This window comes from Paenibacillus sp. FSL M7-0802 (genome assembly GCF_038004945.1).
Classification (GTDB): Bacteria; Bacillota; Bacilli; order Paenibacillales; family Paenibacillaceae; genus Paenibacillus; species Paenibacillus polymyxa_B.
Genome location: NZ_JBBOSD010000001.1, coordinates 5191023 through 5210341 on the forward strand (window position 1 = coordinate 5191023; position 19319 = coordinate 5210341).

A 19319-nucleotide genomic window follows, 5' to 3' on the forward strand; every position below is an offset into this window, starting at 1 on the left:
GGTGACTTATCCATTCTCGAATCACCTTCACTTCACGTAACGCAATAGTTTTATACTAGAATTTAATTTAGGTTGATAAATGGGAGGTGGGTTGGTTATTTTGCAGGGAATGAAAATTAATCGTGCAAGAACCAGAGACGAGATTACAAGGGGGCTTAATCTTGGGTGGGGTCAATTCCCAGATAATGTCCCAGTTTCCGTCGGACCTCGCTGCGGGCAAAGGATGAAAGCATGAAAAAACGCCTTTGATAGCCGCGGCATACATACAAAACCTCTATGCCTTCATGATTTCGGATTTCGCTGTAAATTTTAACCCCTAGTGTTTTCATTCGCGCCTTTGTCTCTGCTAATTGAACAGCTACGCGCTGTTGTACTCCAGTCAGGCTACGAACATACAAATCGGGCATTTTTAGAGGAGAGGTATTTATAATACGAATGTCTCGTTCCAGCACATCCAGCACAAGAGTTAGAAGTACACAGATCTTGATCAGCCCTGCGTCTTCTTCAGAAGGCAAAGGAGCTTTATTCTTGTGGTTTAGTGTCTTTTGGTTTGGCATAAAAATCTCCTTTACTCCGAGTAAGAATACAATATATAATCAGTATATAGAACATACGTTCTGTTTATACCTCCCCCATCATAGGAATTTTTCCATTACTAAAGCAATCATCAATTAATGGAAAAGTGGTAGGGAGCGATATCCTATGTGCCTTTGTGTAAAGAATTCATGCGTTTATCGCCAATGACAGTCAAACAGAGTTTATGTTAAGCTATTGGATAAAAACTTACATAAAAGGGGAGATCGTTCTGGCTGCGGTCAGCCTTTACTATTTAACTTAAGAAAGTAGAGAAAGAAGGTATACATATTGTCACGTTCGTTATATGCAGCTTTATTATTGTTGAGCCTCATTTGGGGCGGTTCGTTTATGTTTATCAAGGTGTTGTTGCTACATCAAGTAGGGCCGTGGACGATTGTATTTCTCAGATCCAGCTTTGGATTTATTTTTATCGTCTTATTAATGCTACTTATGCGCAGGCCGTTTGAAATCAAAAGCATTCCGTGGAAATCGGTTATTCTGGTAGCTTTGGTCAACATGGTTTTGCCATGGACATTGATCGGTTTTAGCGAGACCAGAATAGCTAGCAGCATGGCTTCTGTATTGAATGCCACCACGCCAATATGGACCATGTTGGTGGGGCTTGTTTTTTTCGGGGCTATTTTTCATCGAATGCAGTGGTTAGGAATGGGTCTCGCTTTTGTAGGAATCATTATTTTATTGGGTATTAATCCTGCATCTATTATTTCTGTTGATCCTGTGGGTTTTGGATGTATGCTGCTTGCGACTCTCTGCTACGGATTTGGAACACAGCTCTCCAAACGTTTTCTCTCCAATCTTTCCATGTATCAGGCTACTTTTTCGACACTGTTTGGTGCTGCGGTAGGGGGTGGCATTATGATGGCAATTGTGGAGAGACCTGATTTGTCGATTGTTTCTGACCCAGGTGTATTGGGTTCTCTTATAGGACTGGGAGTTTTGGGATCAGGAGTAGCATATATTTTGTTCAACTACATGATTTTGCGGGGGAGTGCGGAATTTGCTTCTTCGGTGACGTATTTTGTACCAGTAAGTGCCATCGTATGGGGCTTTTTGCTCTTGAATGAACATATCGGCTGGAACGTTCTGACCGGGCTGGTCCTTATACTTGGAGGCGTGTTTATGGCCAACCAGCGTAGAACCGCCAAATTAAGTGGATAATAATCTAAACAGAAATAAAATACGCTTTGGTTATTATATTAAATGTGCATTCGCCAAACCTACGGTATAATGCGTTAATTCGCACATACAATAAAGCATGCTCACACATAAAATAAAATATGGTGCAGCAAAAAAGCAAGCTGTTTAGCAGGTGACAAGGTGTGGTATAATAAATTATAGAATTATATGTACCACAGAAATGTCGGAGTTTTATTCCACAAAAGAAAGGATCAGGATACCATGTGTCCCCGAAGGATACTTCCCCAAAGGACGATTTGGAAACGATTTGATCTGTCTTATACTTAGCTTTTCCGCGGAGTAACGTCAAGTTGCGAAAGCCAACTCTGCGGAAGAGGGGATTGTACATGCGAAGGACCAAGTCCTCCAGGCACATCTTACCCGGTAGCTTCCGTAAGAGTGGGTTCATCCACATCTAAACTTACGAGAAACCGAGGGAGCCTGTATGAGGAAAACTTACGAATCTATCGTGAACAATGGAGCACTGAGACAGATTGCTGTCATGTTGCTCGGAACATGCATTTTAGCTTTTACGTATTATCACATTAATGCTCAAAATCATTTGTCAGAAGGCGGATTTGCAGGCTTGGCCCTGCTGGGACATTACGCGTTTGGCATATCTCCAGCATGGAGTATGTTGCTGCTTGATATTCCCGTCATATTGCTGGCATGGGTACTGAAGGGCAGAAGATTTATGCTGCTTGCGTTAATCGGAGCCATCGCTTTTTCACTGTTTTATGCAGGATTTGAGAAGTATTCGACTCTGGTTATAGATCTACATGGAAATCTGCTGATAGCTGCTCTACTTTGTGGGGTGCTTACAGGTTTGGGAGCCGGAATCGTACTGCGATTCGGTGGAGCAACCGGGGGCGATGATATCTTATCTCTGCTGATCAGTGAGTGGCGCGGGTGGAAAATCGGCAACGTGTTTATTGTCAGTGACATCATCGTACTGGGATTATCATTGTTGTATCTGCCTATGAAGGAAACAATGTTTACAATACTGGCTGTGTGGCTTGCCGGAAAAATAATTACATGGACGACCACGTTCCAACTGCACCGACCTGTGAAAAAGGTACTGCCAGCGGCTATTCCCGCTAAAAAGGTGGTTGCCAAAACAGTGCCGGTCGTCCACAGCCTTCGTCAATAAGGAAAGGGTGTTACGTCAGGAGAGAAATCTTCTTACGTAACACCCTTTCGCTGTATTCAGCTTCTATCAGGAAGGCTTTAAAGTTGAATGAATGCGTCCATTCCGGTCATGAATAATTGCAGAAATCTGTTGGTGTTCTACAAAACTTTGAGCTTCGTCAATCGCCTCATTTTTGTGTTTAAAGGTTGAAATGGGCTGGTTGTGTCCCTCTTCTTTGATTGCCCAGCGATCCTCGTGCGGCACCACATGAATGGGTTCCTTTGCATCGGAAGAAGTGGAATGATGGTTGTGCAGATTTTCGCTTGAATGCTGTTTTTCATGTTTTGTCGGTTTCTCATCTTGCTCGGCTGGATGATTATCGTTCCATTCCTCGGCTTGGGAAGTGGCAATCGCAATCGAGCGCCCTTCTTCATAGCCGTCACGGAGTAGGGCGTTAGCAATATCGACGGCTTTTTCTCGCACACGAGGCTCCAGGTTTTTCATGGATGGAGGGTAATCATGTTTGTTCCAAGGCATAGTTGCACACTCCTTATAACAGATGATGTATTATGTATTACCCGTTGTCGGCTTAAACAAACGGAAATCAAAGAAATGAATATATTGTAAAATGTATCTTGAGAAAAAGCGTATAATGGTGTGCAGAATACCAGAAAAAGGAGTGAAGCATTTGCTTGCCTGGGGTTTTGTTTTTTTGCTGACTATCATCATTCATACTACAGATAGCTTGTCCTATGCTCTTCGACTTGGTGGTTTGCGAGCGAGTCGGATTGGATTGGCGTTAACCGTTGCGGGGATGCTGCTGTTGGTTTCACGCACCTCTAACATGGCGCAGGGGCCTTTACTTGGAGGGATGGTCGATCAGGCTAAAGCTGCAACACAAGTGGGCGGAACGGATATTAGACTGGAACTATATATGCATGGGGTACTGCTGGCAGCAACCGTTGGAACCATGCTTGCTATATTACTGTATCCAACAGTGGTACGCATGTCAGCCAGATGGATTGTGCATTTGGAGCATACCGGATCTATTCCGGCTTTGGTGCGTCATTTAATGCTGCGAAGTCGCTGGAAACATGCAGGCTACTACATAAAGCGCCCCACCTGGTCAATGCTTACTTCACTGATTAGTGGAGCGATACCCAAGCGTCTAATTATTCTGAATATAGCTGTCACTGCGATTTATACAACAGGAGTAGTATCTGCTTTATATGCATCATTCCTGTGGCCTGCTCAAGGTACAGCAATGTCAATGTCGTCAGGTCTAATCAATGGCGTCGCAACGGTATTATTAACCTTGTTAATTGATCCAAGATTGGCGGTTCTGTCGGAGAAAACGCTACGAGGGGAGCTACCCTTAACTCGGATGAACAGCATGTACGGCTGGATGATCATCTCGCGCTTGGCAGGTACTTTATTAGCCCAGCTATTGCTAGTACCGCTAGCCATTTGGCTTGGATGGGTAATGAGTTAAATGGCTAGCTTACGTAATGATGTGCTGCCACATCCCAAAAAAGGCTGGCCCGTGATCATCTATTAAAGATAGATCGCGGGTCAGCCCCAATGATTCCATGGCTATTTACTGTTCAAATAATGACTTATATGCTCCGTATCCTTCACGTTCCAAGTCTTCTTGAGGCACAAAGCGGAGCGCGGCGGAATTTATGCAATAACGCAAACCATCTGGACCAGGACCATCATCGAATACGTGCCCTAAATGGGAGTCAGCTTCACGACTTCGCACCTCGGTACGGATCATAAAATGGCTGAGATCAGTTTTTTCTTTGACATTGTAGCTGCGCAATGGACGGGTAAAGCTGGGCCAACCGCAACCTGCGTCAAATTTGTCCAATGAACTGAACAAAGGCTCTCCTGATACGATATCCACGTAAATGCCTTCACCTTCATGATCCCAAAACTCATTTTGAAAAGGGCGCTCGGTCGCGTTTTTTTGTGTTACTTCGTATTGAATAGGCGTCAGCCGATCTTTAAGATCGGATTTATCAACCTTGCCGGACCAATTTTGCTCGATAAAATCTTCACGTCCCGAACCTTTGCGGTAGCGCTTGTAATGAGCGGGGTTCTTCTTATGATAGTCCTGATGATATTCTTCTGCTTCATAAAAAGTGGCCGCAGGCAGGATCGGTGTAGCAATGGGCTTGTCGAAGCGGCCACTTTGAGCCAAAGCTTCTTTAGACGCTTCTGCCTTGATTCGTTGCTCTTCATTATGATAGAAAATAGCCGTTTGGTAGGATGAACCCCTATCGTGGAACTGTCCACCTTCATCCGTCGGATCAATCTGCTGCCAGAATAGCTCCAACAGTTTTTCATACGGGAAAACTTGTGGGTCAAATGTAATCTGTACGGCTTCCACATGCCCCGTTGTTTCAGAACACACCTCTTCATAGGTAGGATTTTCGGTATGTCCCCCTGTGTATCCAGATCTAACCTTCAAAATACCGGGTAATTCCTCAAAAGGGGAAACCATGCACCAGAAGCAGCCACCTGCAAAAGTTGCTTTTTCTACTGTGTGTGGATTGTTGGTGCTCATATTTTTCACTCCAATCTGAGAATGTTTAATTAGTTGTTATTTAAATAGCTTACAATTAAATTATATACGAGATTTTTGCAAAATCCAACGAAACGTCAGAAACCAAACAGCAGTGTAACTGGCTCTGTCCTCAAAAATCGCAACGAAACATCCTACAGAGACGGTGGCAAACTATCGCATTATATTCTATTGGCGCGTTGAAGCCTTTTTCGGTAGAGTATAAAGCCGCCGCCCACCAGTGCAGTATATAGCACCAAAATGAGCAAACCGGTGATTGGATGTTCTGCAAAGGTGCCGCCTGCATAAGCATACACCGCAATTGCGGGAAGCTTGCCAATAGCTGTACCTAGGATAAAGCTCCAGAACGGAAACCCTGCTACTCCAGCGTATACATTTACCGCTGCCTGGGGGATGACCGGAATCAGGCGAGCCAGCAGCACAGCAGCAAAAGGCTCCCTCTCCATGACCCGATTGAAGCGCTCCAATGCGGGAACCCGCTCCAAATAGGCACGTCCTTTGTCACGGAACAGGGTACGTACGGCACTATAAACGACCAGCGCAGCCAAGGTAGTGCCCAGCCAGCAGATCAGAGCACCTTGCCAGGGGCCTGCGGCATAAGCAATAGAAGCGATAATCAGCTTGTACGGCACAAACGGTATTAACGCGAATAAAAATGCGAGCAGTAGCAGAACTGGAAAGGAGGTTTGCTTGTCCGCCCAGGCGAGCCAATCATATCTGTAGATAAACGCGATGCAAAGCAGCGAAACATAAGCCGCGACGAGTAGCCATTTTTTCATTTACATACCTCTTTCAATATCCCTGTTCGGCTTATCGCTTATACAGAAAAAAATAGGGTTCACATTCCCAATAATGTGTGCTATACTGCCACTAATAGAATAGTTCCCAAAGGGGAGTAGCTCAACGAGTAAAGTCGTCATTACGGGATTTTTAATCCCCGGCTTTATTGGCAACGTAATGTTGTAAGCGAGACCTTTGCCAGGATTTTAGGAATCCGGGTAAATGGTCTTTTTTTGATGCCAAATTTGGGTCAAGCGCCGTTTCCGGATTCCGTGAAATGGCGCTTTTTTAGTATAAAGCGCTGAACTATGTACAGTATAACAAATAAATAAAAAAGGTGGGAGAAACGTATGGATTTTTTGTCAATTGAGTTTTTAACCGCATTAGTATCCATCATTATCATTGATCTGGTGCTAGCTGGTGACAATGCCATCGTAATCGGTTTGGCGGCTCGCAATGTTGATAAGGCCAATCAAAAGAAGGTCATTATTTGGGGGACGGTCGGAGCGGTCATCATTCGTGTGATTGCTACAGTGCTGGTCACGTATTTATTGCAAATTTATGGATTGCGTTTGATTGGGGGACTCGCACTTATCTATATTGCCTATAAGCTGCTGGTCGAAGAGAAAAAACATGAAATTTCAGCTACGAATCAAATGTGGGCAGCGATCCGCACGATTATTATCGCGGATACGATGATGGGCCTCGACAATGTACTTGCTGTTGCGGGAGCAGCTCATGGAAACATGCTGCTTGTTATACTGGGTCTGGCAATCTCCGTTCCAATCATGGTGTGGGGAAGTACGATTATCTTGAAGCTGACTGAACGTTACCCAGTAGTTATTACGATTGGTGCTGCTGTACTGGCTTACACTGCCGCCAAAATGGTGGTGGCGGAACCGCTGATTGCACACTGGTTTATGAACGGGGTCATTAAATACGGCTTTGAGGTTCTGGTTGTGGTTCTGGTTGTAGCCATTGGGATGCGTGTTAAAAAAATTAAAAGTGAAAAAACAAGAAAGCAAGCGCAGCACGCCTAAGCTAACTTACATTAAGTAAACTTAGCTGAAGCTGAACATTCATGCCGTAGAGGCTGTTCTGTTAGGTCCAACTGGACCCGGAGCAGTCTCTTTTCTTTGCTTGTCAGCAGACTTCCATGTAAACTAGACAACAGATAATGAGTGATTAAAGGTGGGAGCGAAATGGACAAGCAAACGAAGACAAGGGTAGCTATTGCAGGACTGGGTGGTATTGCTCGAAAAGTATACTTACCGTTACTGGCAGCACACCAAGGTGTAGACATTGTAGGTGTCATGAACCGTTCACAGGAGCCGGTGAGTTCCATTATGGAGCAATATAGATTGCCAAGAGGAACGACTGATGTGAAGGAGATGCTAGCATGGGAACCGGAAGCTGTATTTATACATGCCGCGACCGAAGCTCATTTTGATCTAGTTATGGCGTGTATTGAAAAAGGGATTGCTGTGTATGTGGATAAACCGTTGTCCTATGATGTTCGTCAGAATCTGGAAATGACCGCTTTTGCGGAAGCGCAGGCCGTGCTGCTGGCGGTAGGCTTTAATCGACGTTTTGCCCCGCATTATGTAGCTGCTAAAGCATGGTTAGAGGAAGCAGGTGGATTCAGTCAATGTGCGGCCATTAAACACCGTACTGGATATGATCGAAGACCGGCGGCACAGACGGTTTATGATGATTTAATTCACATGCTTGATTTGCTTTTGTGGTTGGGTGGCGATGATTATGAGCTGCTGCATAGTAGTATGAATACGACGAGTGATGGATATATGGATGCTGCGTTCGGGACCGTACGTTTGGGGAATGCTACCGGAAGCTACAGTATGAGTAGACGGGCAGGGGCTGACATAGAGAAGCTGGAGCTTCACGGGGCAGGACGGTCTGTTGAAGTAATAAATATGGAACAGGCTGTTTTTATGCAAAAAAATCATTCACCACTAACGCAAACATTTGGAAGCTGGGATACGATTTTGGAAAGACGGGGATTCACCGGAGTCGTGAATCATTTTCTGGAGCATATTCATCGTCCGGAGGAGTGTGCTGTACGGGCTGGAAAAGTATTGGAAAGCCATATGCTGGCTGACGAACTGATCAGCCGTTTGAGTGTTTAATATGGAACGTCCGAACGTGATCTTAACAGTCCAGACAGACATCAAGAATTAGGTTGAAGGAGAAATGAATGAATGGAAGAAGATAACCGTGGTAAACAGCTAGAAGAAGCCATCATTGAAAATTATAAGCAAGAAGAAGATATGATGATCCTTGTATTTGCGCAATGGTGTATCAATCACGGGTTGGAGCCAGAGGAATTATATCGTGTAGCGTATCCGCATCAGGATAGTAACGAGCGTCTGCTACGAGTACGCAAGTTGACTGTATCGCGTGAAGAAGCGGGTGATATTCCGCTGGATACGGTATTAGGGGTACTGTCCATGTTCGGAAATGAGGACTTGGCGATGGTCGTATCTGAGGCGGCTGCCAGCCTTTCGTCGGAACGGAAATAGGGCTAGCCAGAATAAACAATATACTGTTATCATTTATGGCATCATGGACTCACTGTATTTACTTAAGACATTGTTGATGGGGAGGGTAAGCTTACGATGGAAGATATACCTATGCCAAGTACCTGTAAAGGCTGTGAAAGAGATATCTCGATATCGGAAGAGCAAATTACCAGAATTCTAACCAACATGAGACCCAAAATGGAATGTGTAAACGATGAAGTGTACGAAGCCAGACTGTTGGCCTGCTCACAATGTGAAGAGTTAATGTCCGGGCATACATGTGGCATCAGCGGAAGTATTGTTCGTGTACGTGCTTTGGCGGCAGCTCAAAATTGTCCCAGTTACCATGGTTCACGCTGGATAGGAACAGCCTAAAAGATACAATGCTCAGGCTCGGCTGAACCTGGATTACGGGTTAAAGTAGTCATACCTTGGTCTGCCCTAATGGCAGGCTTTTTGGTTTGATTGGACCTTTTCTTAACGATTGACAAAAAGTAGGCAATAAAATATATTAAACACGTGAAATGTTTTTATTTAATTATTAATATTTATATTAATGTTTTCTAGATGAGATGTTGCGTAAAAATTAAGATCGGAAGAAGATCGGTAATATGAGTGATATTTAGACCAAAAATGAAAGCGCAAACATTCGTAAGGGTGTTCCAACAATCTTAATATTTTGGGGAGGGTTTGTTGTGAAGGGTTCTATTGTTGTTAATACCGATTGGAAACAAGGCATTATTAATAAAAATATTTATGGACAATTTGCTGAGCATCTTGGACGTTGCATTTATGAAGGCATATGGGTTGGAGAGGACTCACCGATTCCAAACACAAACGGAATTCGAAATGATGTAGTGGAAGCCCTGAAAAAGCTGAACATTCCTGTATTGCGCTGGCCGGGAGGCTGTTTTGCCGATGAATATCATTGGAAAGATGGTATCGGACCAAAAGAAAACCGTAAGAGAATGGTAAATACGCATTGGGGCGGTGTGGTTGAAAATAATCATTTTGGCACACATGAGTTTTTTCAATTGTGCGAACTGTTAGATGCAGAGCCTTATATTTGTGGAAATGTCGGCAGTGGTACAGTTCAGGAAATGTCGGAGTGGGTAGAGTACATGACCTTCGATGGAGAGTCCCCTATGGCTGCATGGCGTCAGGAAAACGGTCGTGAGAAACCATGGAAGCTCAAATATTTTGGAGTGGGTAACGAAAACTGGGGTTGTGGCGGTAACATGCGCCCAGAATATTATGCCGACCTGTATCGCCGCTATCAGACATATGTCCGTAACTATGGCGAGAACCGCATTTATCGGATTGCAGGGGGGGCGAATGTGGATGATTATCGTTGGACCGAAGTGTTGATGCGTGAAGCTGGGCATCTTATGGACGGTTTGAGCCTGCATAACTATACGATCCCGGGAAACTGGGAAGGGAAACGGCAAGCACTCGGCTTTGATGAAGCGGAATGGTTCGAGACGATGAAAAAATCATTGCATATGGATGAATTGATTACTCGTCATTCAGCCATTATGGACCAATATGATCCTGACAAAAGGGTCGGACTGATCGTCGATGAATGGGGAACCTGGTTCCTGACTGAGCCGGGGACCAATCCGGGCTTCCTGTATCAGCAAAACACGATGCGCGATGCGCTGGTAGCTGGGCTGCACCTACACATTTTCCATAATCACCATGACCGAGTACAGATGACGAATATCGCTCAAATGGTCAATGTTTTACAGGCAATGATTCTGACCGAAGGCCCTGCTATGCTGTTGACGCCGACATACCATATATTTGAAATGTTTAAGGTGCATCAGGATGCACAAGCACTGGCTGTTCATGTAAAGGTGGGCGATTATGAATATGATGGGGATTCCATCCCACAAGTAAGCGTGTCCGCCTCCAAGGCGCAGGATGACAATATTCATATTAGCTTTTGCAACATCCATCCGGGCGAGTCGGCAAACTTGAATTTGGAGCTAAGAGGACTGGAAGAGGTTAAAAAGATCAGCGGTGTTGTTCTTGCCAGCGACGATATGCAGGCACATAATAAGTTTGATCAGCCAGAGCGTGTGAAAAAGGAAGCTTTCACATCCTATCAGCTGCAAGGTCAGCATTTGGATGTTACACTGCCACCAATGTCGGTAGTGATGCTGACAATTGCTCCGTAAAAAAGCTGGGTTGTGGTATGTAAGCACAATTTCATTATTATTGGTTATGAACAAAGAGAGCGTTCAGGTGAACGCTCTCTTTTACCTACAATTGCTCGCGGTGAATCACCCTGAATTCTTTGGGCGACATACCGAAGCGGGAACGAAATACGCGATGAAAATACGTGTAATTTGCAAATCCTGACGATTCGGCGGCTTGTTCCAGTGACATGGGACTGAAAATGATTCGTTCTCTCGCCATGTTAAGCCTGATGTCCAGCGTGTACTGCATAATGCTCGTATCGAATGTTTCCTTAAACAGATGTACTGCTCGGGATACGCTGATACCTACGTGTGAAGACACGTCATCCAGCTTGAAGTTAGAGGATGCATTTTCTTCAATATAATTTTTAATCTGATAAGCAAGATAGTTATGATGAGTAGCGATAGGATGATCGGATAGCATACGGTCAAACTCCAAACATAAAATGCGCATGTAATAACTTGATATTTCCGGGTAAGGATTAGAAATACGTCGTTGCTCCATCACAAGCTGACGAAATAGGCCAAGCAGGGCTTCTGTGAGCTGAACCTTAATTCTGTTGGGTCGTTTATGATGGTTCCACCACTCATCTACCCAGGAACCACCGAAAAAAATGTGATAATCTCCACTTTCCACGACCAGATCTCCCATGGGATTCAACTCACTATGAATATCCAGTTCATAAGGCTCGGTAGGATTGAATAGCAGTAGATCACCCGCCTCAATCCGTGTCATTTCCCCGTTAATGCGGGCCTGGCAGCGTCCATCTGTTTGCAAACGGAATAAATAATTTTTAATCCCATCAGGCTGGTTCGAATAAAAGGGCTTTCGATGGAAGGAATAGCCTGCGGTAAGAACCTGACAAGGCTCGACGATAGACATGATGATGACTCCTTTGGACATATGGCTGTTTCAAATATTGACCAGATTGTTCATGTTTTAATCATATTATTCATTTTAAACGAAACAGAAATAGAATACTATGTGAACTGTAAAGCTTACATGTTAGATGAGAAAGTACATGTTGGAGGCCAAGGAGTGTGACGACGTGGAACGAATGAAGGCCGGGATTATCGGATGCGGTACTATTAGCTCGGTATATCTTGAAAATCTCCAAAAGAGCCCACTTATTGAAGTAGTGGCCGTCGCTGATTTACTAGATGAGAGGGCCAAGGAGAGGGCCGATGAATTCAACATTGAAAACGTATACAAGGTGGATGAATTGCTTCGTCAGCCTGAGATTGAGCTTGTATTTAATCTGACCGTGCCTGGCAGCCATGCACTGACAGATGTGGCGATACTAGAGGCAGGCAAGCATGTGTACAGTGAAAAGCCTTTGGCGCATTGAAATTCACGGACCATCGTGCTAATGCTGAGCTGGCCTACCATGTGTTAGAAGCCATGCATGCTTTTCAGCGCTCATCATTGGAAGGCAATCACATTACGCTGGAAAGCACGTTCAAGCCGGACGAGGATTTGTATTATGGAACAGATATAATGGAAAATTCATCCTAATTAAAGAGGTGAAGGGTAATGGCTAAAGTAGGATTGCAATTGTACACAGTAAGGGAAGAGCTTGAACAGGATTTTGAAGGTACATTGCGCAAGGTAGCTGAGTTTGGCTATAAAGGGGTAGAATTTCATACCTTTTTCGGACGCAATGCCAAGGATGTCAGAGCGCTTTTGGATGAGCTAAATCTGGAAGTTGTCGGAACTCATATACAATATTCTCGTTTGCTGGATCATTTGGATGAGGAGATTGCATACCACAAAGAATTGGGCAATAAGTACCTAATCGTTCCTTATTTAACCGAAGAACAGCGACAGTGGGATGAAATTTTTGCTAATTTGAATCGTATTGGTGAAAAAGTGAAAGAACAGGGCTTGATACTGGCTTATCATAATCATGATTTTGAATTGACAGAAAAAATCAATGATCGCCCTGTATTCGATGCTTTATATGATGCGGTTTCCGATGATTTGTTACAGGTCGAAATGGATACTTGTTGGGTATACTATGGGGGCTATGATCCAGTGGAATACATCGGACGTTATAATGGACGCCTGCCTATCATTCACTTAAAGGATATGGCACGTGACGAGCAACAAAAAGCAGTGACTGTAGAGCTTGGCAAAGGCGAAGTGCAGCTTCAGGCCATTACAGACGCCGCTATTCAGGCAGGTGTGGATTGGGTCGTCGTGGAACAGGATTTCTGCTCAAACCCTCCAATCGAAAGCATTGAAACCAGCATTAAATGGCTCCAACAATACGCAGCTCAGGGAGGAAATATTCATGTCTAAAACACTCAAAATCGGGATTATTGGTTGTGGAGGCATTGCCAACGGCAAACATTTGCCGAGTCTTGCCAAGCAGAAGCGTGCAGAAATCGTTGCATTCTGTGACATCATTCAGGAGCGCGCTGAAGAGGCAGCAGAAAAGTTTGGAGTTGAAGGGTCGCAAGTTTATAGTGATTACCGTCAGTTGCTAGAAAATAAAGACATTGAAGTCGTACATGTGTGTACACCCAATGACTCGCACTCAGAAATTACCGTAGCGGCGCTTGAGGCAGGTAAGCATGTGCTGTGTGAAAAACCGATGGCTAAAACTGCTGAGCAAGCACGGGAGATGCTCGATGCAGCCAACCGCACAGGTAAGAAGCTGTCTATTGCGTATCAAAACCGATATCGTGATGACAGTTTGTATCTGAAGCAATTGGTTGAGCAAGGAGAGCTTGGAGACATTTATCTGGGCAAAGCCATTGCTCTACGTCGTCGCGCGGTTCCGACTTGGGGAGTATTCTTGGATGAAGAGAAGCAGGGCGGTGGTCCTCTTATTGATATTGGCACGCATGCACTCGACCTGACACTCTGGCTGATGGATAATTACAAGCCTAAAAGTGTACTAGGTTCAACCTTCCATAAGCTAGGGGATCGTAAAGATGCGGCAAATGCCTTTGGGCCTTGGAATCCTGAGGAATTTAAGGTAGAGGACTCAGCTTTTGGTTTTATTACGATGCAAAATGGAGCTACGATTGTACTGGAATCCAGCTGGGCATTGAACGTCGTAGAGTTTGGCGAAGCGAAGACGCTGTTATGCGGAACCGAAGGCGGAGCCGATATGCAGGATGGATTGCGCATTAACGGGGAAAAGAACAGCCGCTTGTTTGATACGAAAATAGATCTGGATGCAGGCGGTGTTGCCTTTTACTCTGGAGAAACGGAAAATGAAGCAGACCGCGAAGCCCGTCTGTGGATCGAATCTATTCTGGACGACAAAGAACCTCTTGTGAAGCCGGAACAGGCACTGGTTGTTACTGAAATTTTGGAAGCTATCTATGAATCGGCCCGTACCGGGAAAGCTGTCTATTTTGACTAAGCACGTAATTATCCCGAATAGACCATCATTATAATGAAAGCAGCTTTTTTCACATATGATACAGGGAGGGATTTCTTTTGAAACTTGGAGTATTTATGGTGTTGTTTGGCGGACGTTCGCTGGAGGAGGCACTGGATTATGTGGCTTCTCAAGGATTGGATGCTGTAGAAATCGGTACAGGCGGCAACCCAGGAGATAAGCATTGTAAGCCGGATGAGTTGCTGGAGAATGATACAGCGCTCAAAAATTTTAAAAAGGCAGTAGAGTCCCGCGGACTAACGATTAGTGCGCTTAGCTGTCACGGCAATCCTCTTCATCCGCAAAAGCATTTGGCCCAAGCTGATCATGAAACGTTTCTTAAAACCGTTCGATTGGCAGAAAAGCTGGAAGTTCCAGTTGTGAACACTTTCTCTGGCTGTCCGGGTGATCATGAGGATGCGAAATATCCAAACTGGCCTGTGGCTCCGTGGCCTAATGATTTTCAGGAAGTGTTGAAGTGGCAGTGGGAGAATAAAATTATTCCTTACTGGACTGAGACGGGAAAATTTGCAGCAGATCATCATGTTAAAATTGGGCTGGAGCTACACGGAGGCTTCTCCGTTCATACACCAGCGACCTTGCTTCGTTTGCGTGAAGCTGCGGGAGAGGTCATTGGTGCTAATCTGGATCCGAGCCACATGTGGTGGCAGGGAATTGACCCAGTGCAGGCGGTTCAAATTTTGGGCCGAGAGGGAGCCATTCACCATTTTCATGCCAAGGATACGACGATTGATCCGGTCAATGTAAATAAATATGGACTTACCGATATGCAGGAATATACGAAAATGCTAGATCGCGCTTGGCAGTTCCGTACTGTGGGTTATGGACATGATGTAAAAACCTGGGCAGATATTATCAGTGCTCTGCGTCTGGTGGGATACGATTATGTAGTGAGTATTGAGCATGAAGATGGTCTGATGTCCGTGGAGGAAGGCTTTACTAAGGCTGTCCACAATCTTCGCCAGGTATTGATTGAAGAACCGCTGAGCGAGATGTGGTGGGTCTAACCTAATAGGGGGAAATGTTGATGATTAACGTCACCATTTGGAATGAATTTTTGAACGAAAAGTTGAATGATGAAGCCAAACAGATATATCCTGACGGGATACACAAAGCGTTGGCTGACGGCCTGGCAGGAGAGGGATTTGCCATTCGAACAGCTACTCTTCGTGATGATGCCGAGCATGGTTTGGGAGAAGAGATCCTGAATTCCACAGATGTGCTGCTGTGGTGGGGGCATAAAGCCCACGATCAGGTGAGCGATGAAGTTACGGCGCGTGTTGTAAAGCGAGTGCAGGGAGGAATGGGCTTGATCGTGCTGCACTCGGGCCATTTTTCAAAGCCATTCAAAGCCCTAATGGGCACTAGCTGTGATCTGAAATGGAGGGTGGCAGGTGAACAGGAGATTATTTGGTCGGTGAATCCGTCACATCCTATTGCAGAAGGCATAGACGCCAAAATTTTGTTGAAGCAGGAAGAGATGTATGGCGAGTTCTTTGATATTCCAGCGCCGGATGAATTGGTATTTGTTAGTAACTTTGAAGGCGGCGAAGTATTTAGAACCGGATGTACTTTCCGCCGAGGTAGCGGTAAGATATTCTATTTCCGCCCAGGTCATGAGACCTATCCGACTTATTACCAGCCTGATATTTTGAAAGTTATCGCCAACAGCATTCGTTGGACTTCTCCGACAAATATTAACAAACCAATATATGGAAGAAGTGAACCTGTAAGACCTCTCGGTGGAGTGTTGGTATAATGAAAATCATCACATTTTGATGAGCTGTATAATGAACAGATTGATAGGCGGAACCTCTTGGGATTCCGCCTTTTTGTATTTAACGATTTAGACATATACCTGTTGTGTTGGTTTGTTGTATAATCAGTTTTGGTCATGGCAACTTTATCAGCGCAGGTATTTAATTTAAGAAGAAAGTGTTTTCTTTCGGGATAAAGTATGCTAAAATGATATATACTAACAAAAGGAAAGCTTTATCAAACCGAAATGCAAAAGAAGGTGAAAAATTTGGAGAGTCAACCGCAATGTACAAAAATGTGTCCGCGTTTTGAAACCGCCTTTTCATGTTTGGGTAAGCGTTGGAATGGATTAATTATTCAATCCATGATGAGCGGTCCTAAGCGGTTTAAGGATATTTCCAATCTGATTCCCACAATGAGTGACAAAATGTTATCAGAGCGGATGAAAGATTTGGAAAATGAAGGAATTCTTACACGTCATGTATATCCGGAAACTCCTGTCCGCATTGAATACGAGCTAACAACCAAAGGCCGTGCACTTCAGCCGGTTATGGAACAGATTCAATTTTGGGCTGAGGAATGGATTAGATGAGCACCAAACTAAATAAGCGTTTCTCATAGCAAAACAGCCTTTTCCTAGGAAAAAGGCTGTTTTTTTATTTTGTGTATAGGGCTACTTATCCATTTTACAGAAATGATGTGCATAGGCAGCACGGCTTAATAGCCTTTGACGCTCCCTGCAACTGAGAATAATCCTGCTGTTGCACGGCGGAGCACACGGGTTTGAATATCCAGAGCGGCCGAACGGAATGTACCCAAGCATGAATGGCATAGTCTTCCTGCATAAATGGGGGAACGGCAGGATTCACAAGGATAATCAAGCTGACTGTATGTGGAGGGAAACTTGCCTGCTCTTACCCAATCTGTGAGCAATTCTATAGGTGTGCCGGTTACGTCACTGAGCTGGCGAGTATGAGTAGAAGGATGCTTCCATAGATAGTTAGAACAGCGGTCCAAGAATATATTTTCTTCCTGAATACAAGAACTACACAGGTTTCTAAGGTTTTGACGAAAAACGGAACCGCATTTTGGGCAATTAGAAGTATGTATCTCCATAGAAACCAGTCCTTTGTATCGAAATATAGTGAAATTTTAAATTTATTAGTTACATATTACTATGACCTTATACCTATATCAATCTTTATTTATGGAATCTCTGATCTTTAAGTGTATGTTGAAATCTGTGTTGACATTACTTTGTTACTTATGTATTATTACTTACATAAAGTTACTTAATGAATAAAATAAACTATTGATGATAAGGGGATCTTTATATGATGCCATCTTTATTTTTGGCCCACGGCTCACCGATGCTTGCTATTGAACAGACGGACTATACTTCATTTTTAGAGCAACTGGGGAAAAGCATTCGCCCTAAAGCGGTTGTTATCTTTACTGCTCATTGGGAAGCGCAAACGTTGACGATCAGTTCGATGGATGACGTGTACGATACCATTTATGATTTTGGCGGTTTCCCACCGGAACTGTACATGGTGAAATATCCAGCACATGGTTCTGTGGAACTGGCCAATAAGCTGGAAAATTATATGAACAAAAGGGCATTGACGTACAAACTGACCGGGTGAGGGGACTGGATCATGGATCCTGGACATTGTTGCATCGTATGTATCCTGAGGCAGACATTCCGGTAGTTCAGATCTCAGTAAATCCATATCTTTCGCCCAAAGCACAATATGCCATTGGTGAAGTGCTGCGTGGACTGGGAGAACAAGATATTCTGGTCATTGGCAGTGGAGTGACTGTTCATAATCTGCGTATCGTCAAATGGGGGGAAACGAAAACAGAACCTTGGGCTATAGATTTTGATGATTGGATTATTGAAAAAGTGCAAAGTAGAGATATAGAGGCTTTGGATCACTATGAAAGCGAAGCACCGTATGCTCGCCAGGCCGTACCAAGAGCAGAGCACTTTGTACCGTTGTTTATTGCAATGGGGAGTGGTAATCCTGCAAACAAAGCCAAGGTCATCCATAGAAGCTATGAGATGGGGAATTTAAGTTATCTATGCTTACAGTTTTAAAAAGTGTGTTGCCAGAAGAAGGACTATTGTTAAAATGCTTCGCAACTGCTTCTGTATAAGTAGAGGAGTGGAAATAAATTAGGGAGTGTTATAAGCTATAATGGCTTATAACACTCCCTTTTACGTAAAAAACGATTTATTATATGCGGCAAATCTCACGAGGGCACAATTCACAATGACATACGCCTTGCAGCATTTCCAAATCCTTGACAACAATCATGCCATTATCATATTCAACTGCATTTTTCTTACGTAGATCACTAAGCATCCGGTTTACGCTTTCCCGAGTCGCACCGATCATATTTGATAAGTCAGTATGAGTAATTTTTTTATGAATCAGGATATGTTCGCCGTGAGGCTCACCATAGGTATTGCATAGACGGATGAGTGTTGAACATAAAGCGCCAGGCTTGCCGTACATCATCAAATCGCGGAACTTAGTCTGAGTAATGCGATGATGCGAACCCATCCATTTCATAAAGTCAATCGCAAAATCACAATGCTGGCAAATAAGTAGCTCCAGATCTGTATGATCGATTACGCCAATATCACTGTCTTCCAGAACCTCAGCAGAAAAGGAATGCTTAGTACCGAAAAATGGATCGGCTTGACCAACAAGATCGCCGCTTTGATACATATATAGAATAAGTTCCTTACCCTCATCCGTTGTTTTGGTTACTTTCACGCGTCCGCGCTTAATATAAAACAGCTTATCCGCTGTATCTCCTTCCCAGAACAGATGCGAGCTTTCTGGCATAACTCGATCTTTCATCATCACTTGCAACCGGTTGAAGCTGGCCTCCGAGAAGCAACAGGTGTTGCCGCGGGCTTCCATTACATTTGTAGGGTTTCTCATCGTCCATTTCCCCTTTGTATCCTATGTTTTTTATCTGCAACTTGATCAATTCAAATTCATTATATACCTGCGCAATGCGTTTTTGGGGCAAGAAGAGGGGGTAAAAGTGGCAGAATTCCAAACTTTGTGATTTAATTCACTTCATAAAATAAAATTTTAAATAGATTGTGAAAAAAAT

Annotated in this window: 21 protein-coding genes and 2 pseudogenes; 16 read left to right on the forward strand and 7 right to left on the reverse strand. The window is 44.1% G+C overall.

Annotated elements, in window-relative coordinates; genetic code table 11:
- Positions 1-155: 155 nt before the first annotated feature.
- Positions 156-557, reverse strand: coding sequence for a hypothetical protein (locus MHB54_RS23620; protein ID WP_023989292.1), 402 nt, complete (start codon positions 555-557; stop codon positions 156-158).
- 307 nt (positions 558-864) lie between these two features.
- Here MHB54_RS23620 and MHB54_RS23625 point away from each other — a divergent pair, with 307 nt between their 5' ends.
- Both MHB54_RS23625 and MHB54_RS23630 read left to right on the forward strand, forming a co-directional pair.
- Positions 865-1755: a DMT family transporter gene (locus MHB54_RS23625; RefSeq protein WP_076159477.1), complete on the forward strand. Its 891-nt coding sequence runs from the start codon at positions 865-867 to the stop codon at positions 1753-1755.
- Between the two features lie 463 nt (positions 1756-2218).
- Positions 2219-2923, forward strand: a complete 705-nt coding sequence (locus tag MHB54_RS23630; RefSeq protein WP_023989290.1) for a YitT family protein — start codon at positions 2219-2221, stop codon at positions 2921-2923.
- Positions 2924-2989: 66 nt separating this feature from the next.
- Here the strand turns inward: MHB54_RS23630 and MHB54_RS23635 are convergent, their stop codons facing one another.
- Entirely contained in the window at positions 2990-3439 is a 450-nt protein-coding gene (locus MHB54_RS23635) for a DUF2188 domain-containing protein (RefSeq protein ID WP_264453618.1), read from the reverse strand.
- A 151-nt stretch (positions 3440-3590) separates the two neighbouring features.
- Here MHB54_RS23635 and MHB54_RS23640 point away from each other — a divergent pair, with 151 nt between their 5' ends.
- Positions 3591-4394: a lipid II flippase Amj family protein gene (locus MHB54_RS23640; RefSeq protein ID WP_028540576.1), complete on the forward strand. Its 804-nt coding sequence runs from the start codon at positions 3591-3593 to the stop codon at positions 4392-4394.
- A 105-nt stretch (positions 4395-4499) separates the two neighbouring features.
- On the opposite strand, the gene msrA is transcribed toward MHB54_RS23640, so the two are convergent.
- On the reverse strand, positions 4500-5471 hold the full coding sequence (gene msrA, locus MHB54_RS23645) for a peptide-methionine (S)-S-oxide reductase MsrA (protein WP_023989287.1): 972 nt from the start codon (positions 5469-5471) through the stop codon (positions 4500-4502).
- A 179-nt stretch (positions 5472-5650) separates the two neighbouring features.
- Positions 5651-6268 carry a TVP38/TMEM64 family protein gene (locus MHB54_RS23650; protein ID WP_023989286.1) on the reverse strand — a complete coding sequence of 206 codons (618 nt, stop codon included), beginning with the start codon at positions 6266-6268 and terminating at the stop codon, positions 5651-5653.
- A gap of 351 nt (positions 6269-6619) precedes the next feature.
- Between MHB54_RS23650 and MHB54_RS23655 the strand changes: the two genes are divergently transcribed.
- The 5 genes from MHB54_RS23655 to MHB54_RS23675 all read left to right on the forward strand — a co-directional run bounded on the left by MHB54_RS23655 (position 6620) and on the right by MHB54_RS23675 (position 10989).
- Positions 6620-7309 (forward strand): TerC family protein, encoded by a 690-nt coding sequence (locus MHB54_RS23655; protein ID WP_023989285.1) that lies wholly within the window; start codon positions 6620-6622, stop codon positions 7307-7309.
- Between the two features lie 162 nt (positions 7310-7471).
- On the forward strand, positions 7472-8416 hold the full coding sequence (locus MHB54_RS23660) for a Gfo/Idh/MocA family protein (RefSeq protein WP_028540579.1): 945 nt from the start codon (positions 7472-7474) through the stop codon (positions 8414-8416).
- A 72-nt stretch (positions 8417-8488) separates the two neighbouring features.
- Positions 8489-8809 (forward strand): hypothetical protein, encoded by a 321-nt coding sequence (locus MHB54_RS23665; protein ID WP_023989283.1) that lies wholly within the window; start codon positions 8489-8491, stop codon positions 8807-8809.
- A 96-nt stretch (positions 8810-8905) separates the two neighbouring features.
- Positions 8906-9184 (forward strand): hypothetical protein, encoded by a 279-nt coding sequence (locus MHB54_RS23670; RefSeq protein WP_023989282.1) that lies wholly within the window; start codon positions 8906-8908, stop codon positions 9182-9184.
- A 320-nt stretch (positions 9185-9504) separates the two neighbouring features.
- Positions 9505-10989: an alpha-N-arabinofuranosidase gene (locus tag MHB54_RS23675; RefSeq protein WP_264453619.1), complete on the forward strand. Its 1485-nt coding sequence runs from the start codon at positions 9505-9507 to the stop codon at positions 10987-10989.
- Positions 10990-11074: 85 nt separating this feature from the next.
- On the opposite strand, the gene MHB54_RS23680 is transcribed toward MHB54_RS23675, so the two are convergent.
- Positions 11075-11893: an AraC family transcriptional regulator gene (locus MHB54_RS23680; RefSeq protein ID WP_023989280.1), complete on the reverse strand. Its 819-nt coding sequence runs from the start codon at positions 11891-11893 to the stop codon at positions 11075-11077.
- 166 nt (positions 11894-12059) lie between these two features.
- Between MHB54_RS23680 and MHB54_RS23685 the strand changes: the two are divergent.
- The 7 genes and pseudogenes from MHB54_RS23685 to MHB54_RS23715 form a co-directional block, all read left to right on the forward strand.
- Positions 12060-12353: pseudogene (locus tag MHB54_RS23685) on the forward strand (Gfo/Idh/MocA family protein); the annotation flags it as partial.
- Between the two features lie 2 nt (positions 12354-12355).
- Positions 12356-12526 carry a hypothetical protein gene (locus tag MHB54_RS23690; RefSeq protein WP_023989278.1) on the forward strand — a complete coding sequence of 57 codons (171 nt, stop codon included), beginning with the start codon at positions 12356-12358 and terminating at the stop codon, positions 12524-12526.
- Between the two features lie 18 nt (positions 12527-12544).
- On the forward strand, positions 12545-13312 hold the full coding sequence (locus tag MHB54_RS23695) for a sugar phosphate isomerase/epimerase family protein (protein ID WP_023989277.1): 768 nt from the start codon (positions 12545-12547) through the stop codon (positions 13310-13312).
- The gene (locus tag MHB54_RS23700; protein WP_013310855.1) at positions 13305-14387 is read left to right on the forward strand and encodes a Gfo/Idh/MocA family protein; all 1083 of its coding nucleotides are present in this window, start codon (positions 13305-13307) and stop codon (positions 14385-14387) included. Before MHB54_RS23695 ends, MHB54_RS23700 begins: the two co-directional genes overlap by 8 nt.
- Positions 14388-14464: 77 nt before the next feature.
- Complete coding sequence (locus MHB54_RS23705; RefSeq protein WP_013310854.1) at positions 14465-15433, forward strand: sugar phosphate isomerase/epimerase family protein; 969 nt, start codon at positions 14465-14467, stop codon at positions 15431-15433.
- A gap of 20 nt (positions 15434-15453) precedes the next feature.
- Positions 15454-16185 (forward strand): ThuA domain-containing protein, encoded by a 732-nt coding sequence (locus MHB54_RS23710; RefSeq protein WP_023989276.1) that lies wholly within the window; start codon positions 15454-15456, stop codon positions 16183-16185.
- 246 nt (positions 16186-16431) lie between these two features.
- Positions 16432-16776, forward strand: a complete 345-nt coding sequence (locus tag MHB54_RS23715; RefSeq protein ID WP_034095058.1) for a winged helix-turn-helix transcriptional regulator — start codon at positions 16432-16434, stop codon at positions 16774-16776.
- Between the two features lie 125 nt (positions 16777-16901).
- Here MHB54_RS23715 and MHB54_RS23720 read toward each other — a convergent pair whose 3' ends face one another.
- On the reverse strand, positions 16902-17201 hold the full coding sequence (locus MHB54_RS23720; protein WP_235322287.1) for a hypothetical protein: 300 nt from the start codon (positions 17199-17201) through the stop codon (positions 16902-16904).
- Between the two features lie 317 nt (positions 17202-17518).
- On the opposite strand from MHB54_RS23720, the pseudogene MHB54_RS23725 reads away from it, so the two are divergent.
- Positions 17519-18285 (forward strand): annotated as a pseudogene (locus MHB54_RS23725) (DODA-type extradiol aromatic ring-opening family dioxygenase).
- 139 nt (positions 18286-18424) lie between these two features.
- Here MHB54_RS23725 and MHB54_RS23730 read toward each other — a convergent pair.
- Positions 18425-19141, reverse strand: coding sequence for a Crp/Fnr family transcriptional regulator (locus MHB54_RS23730; protein ID WP_013310849.1), 717 nt, complete (start codon positions 19139-19141; stop codon positions 18425-18427).
- Positions 19142-19319 lie beyond the last annotated feature (178 nt).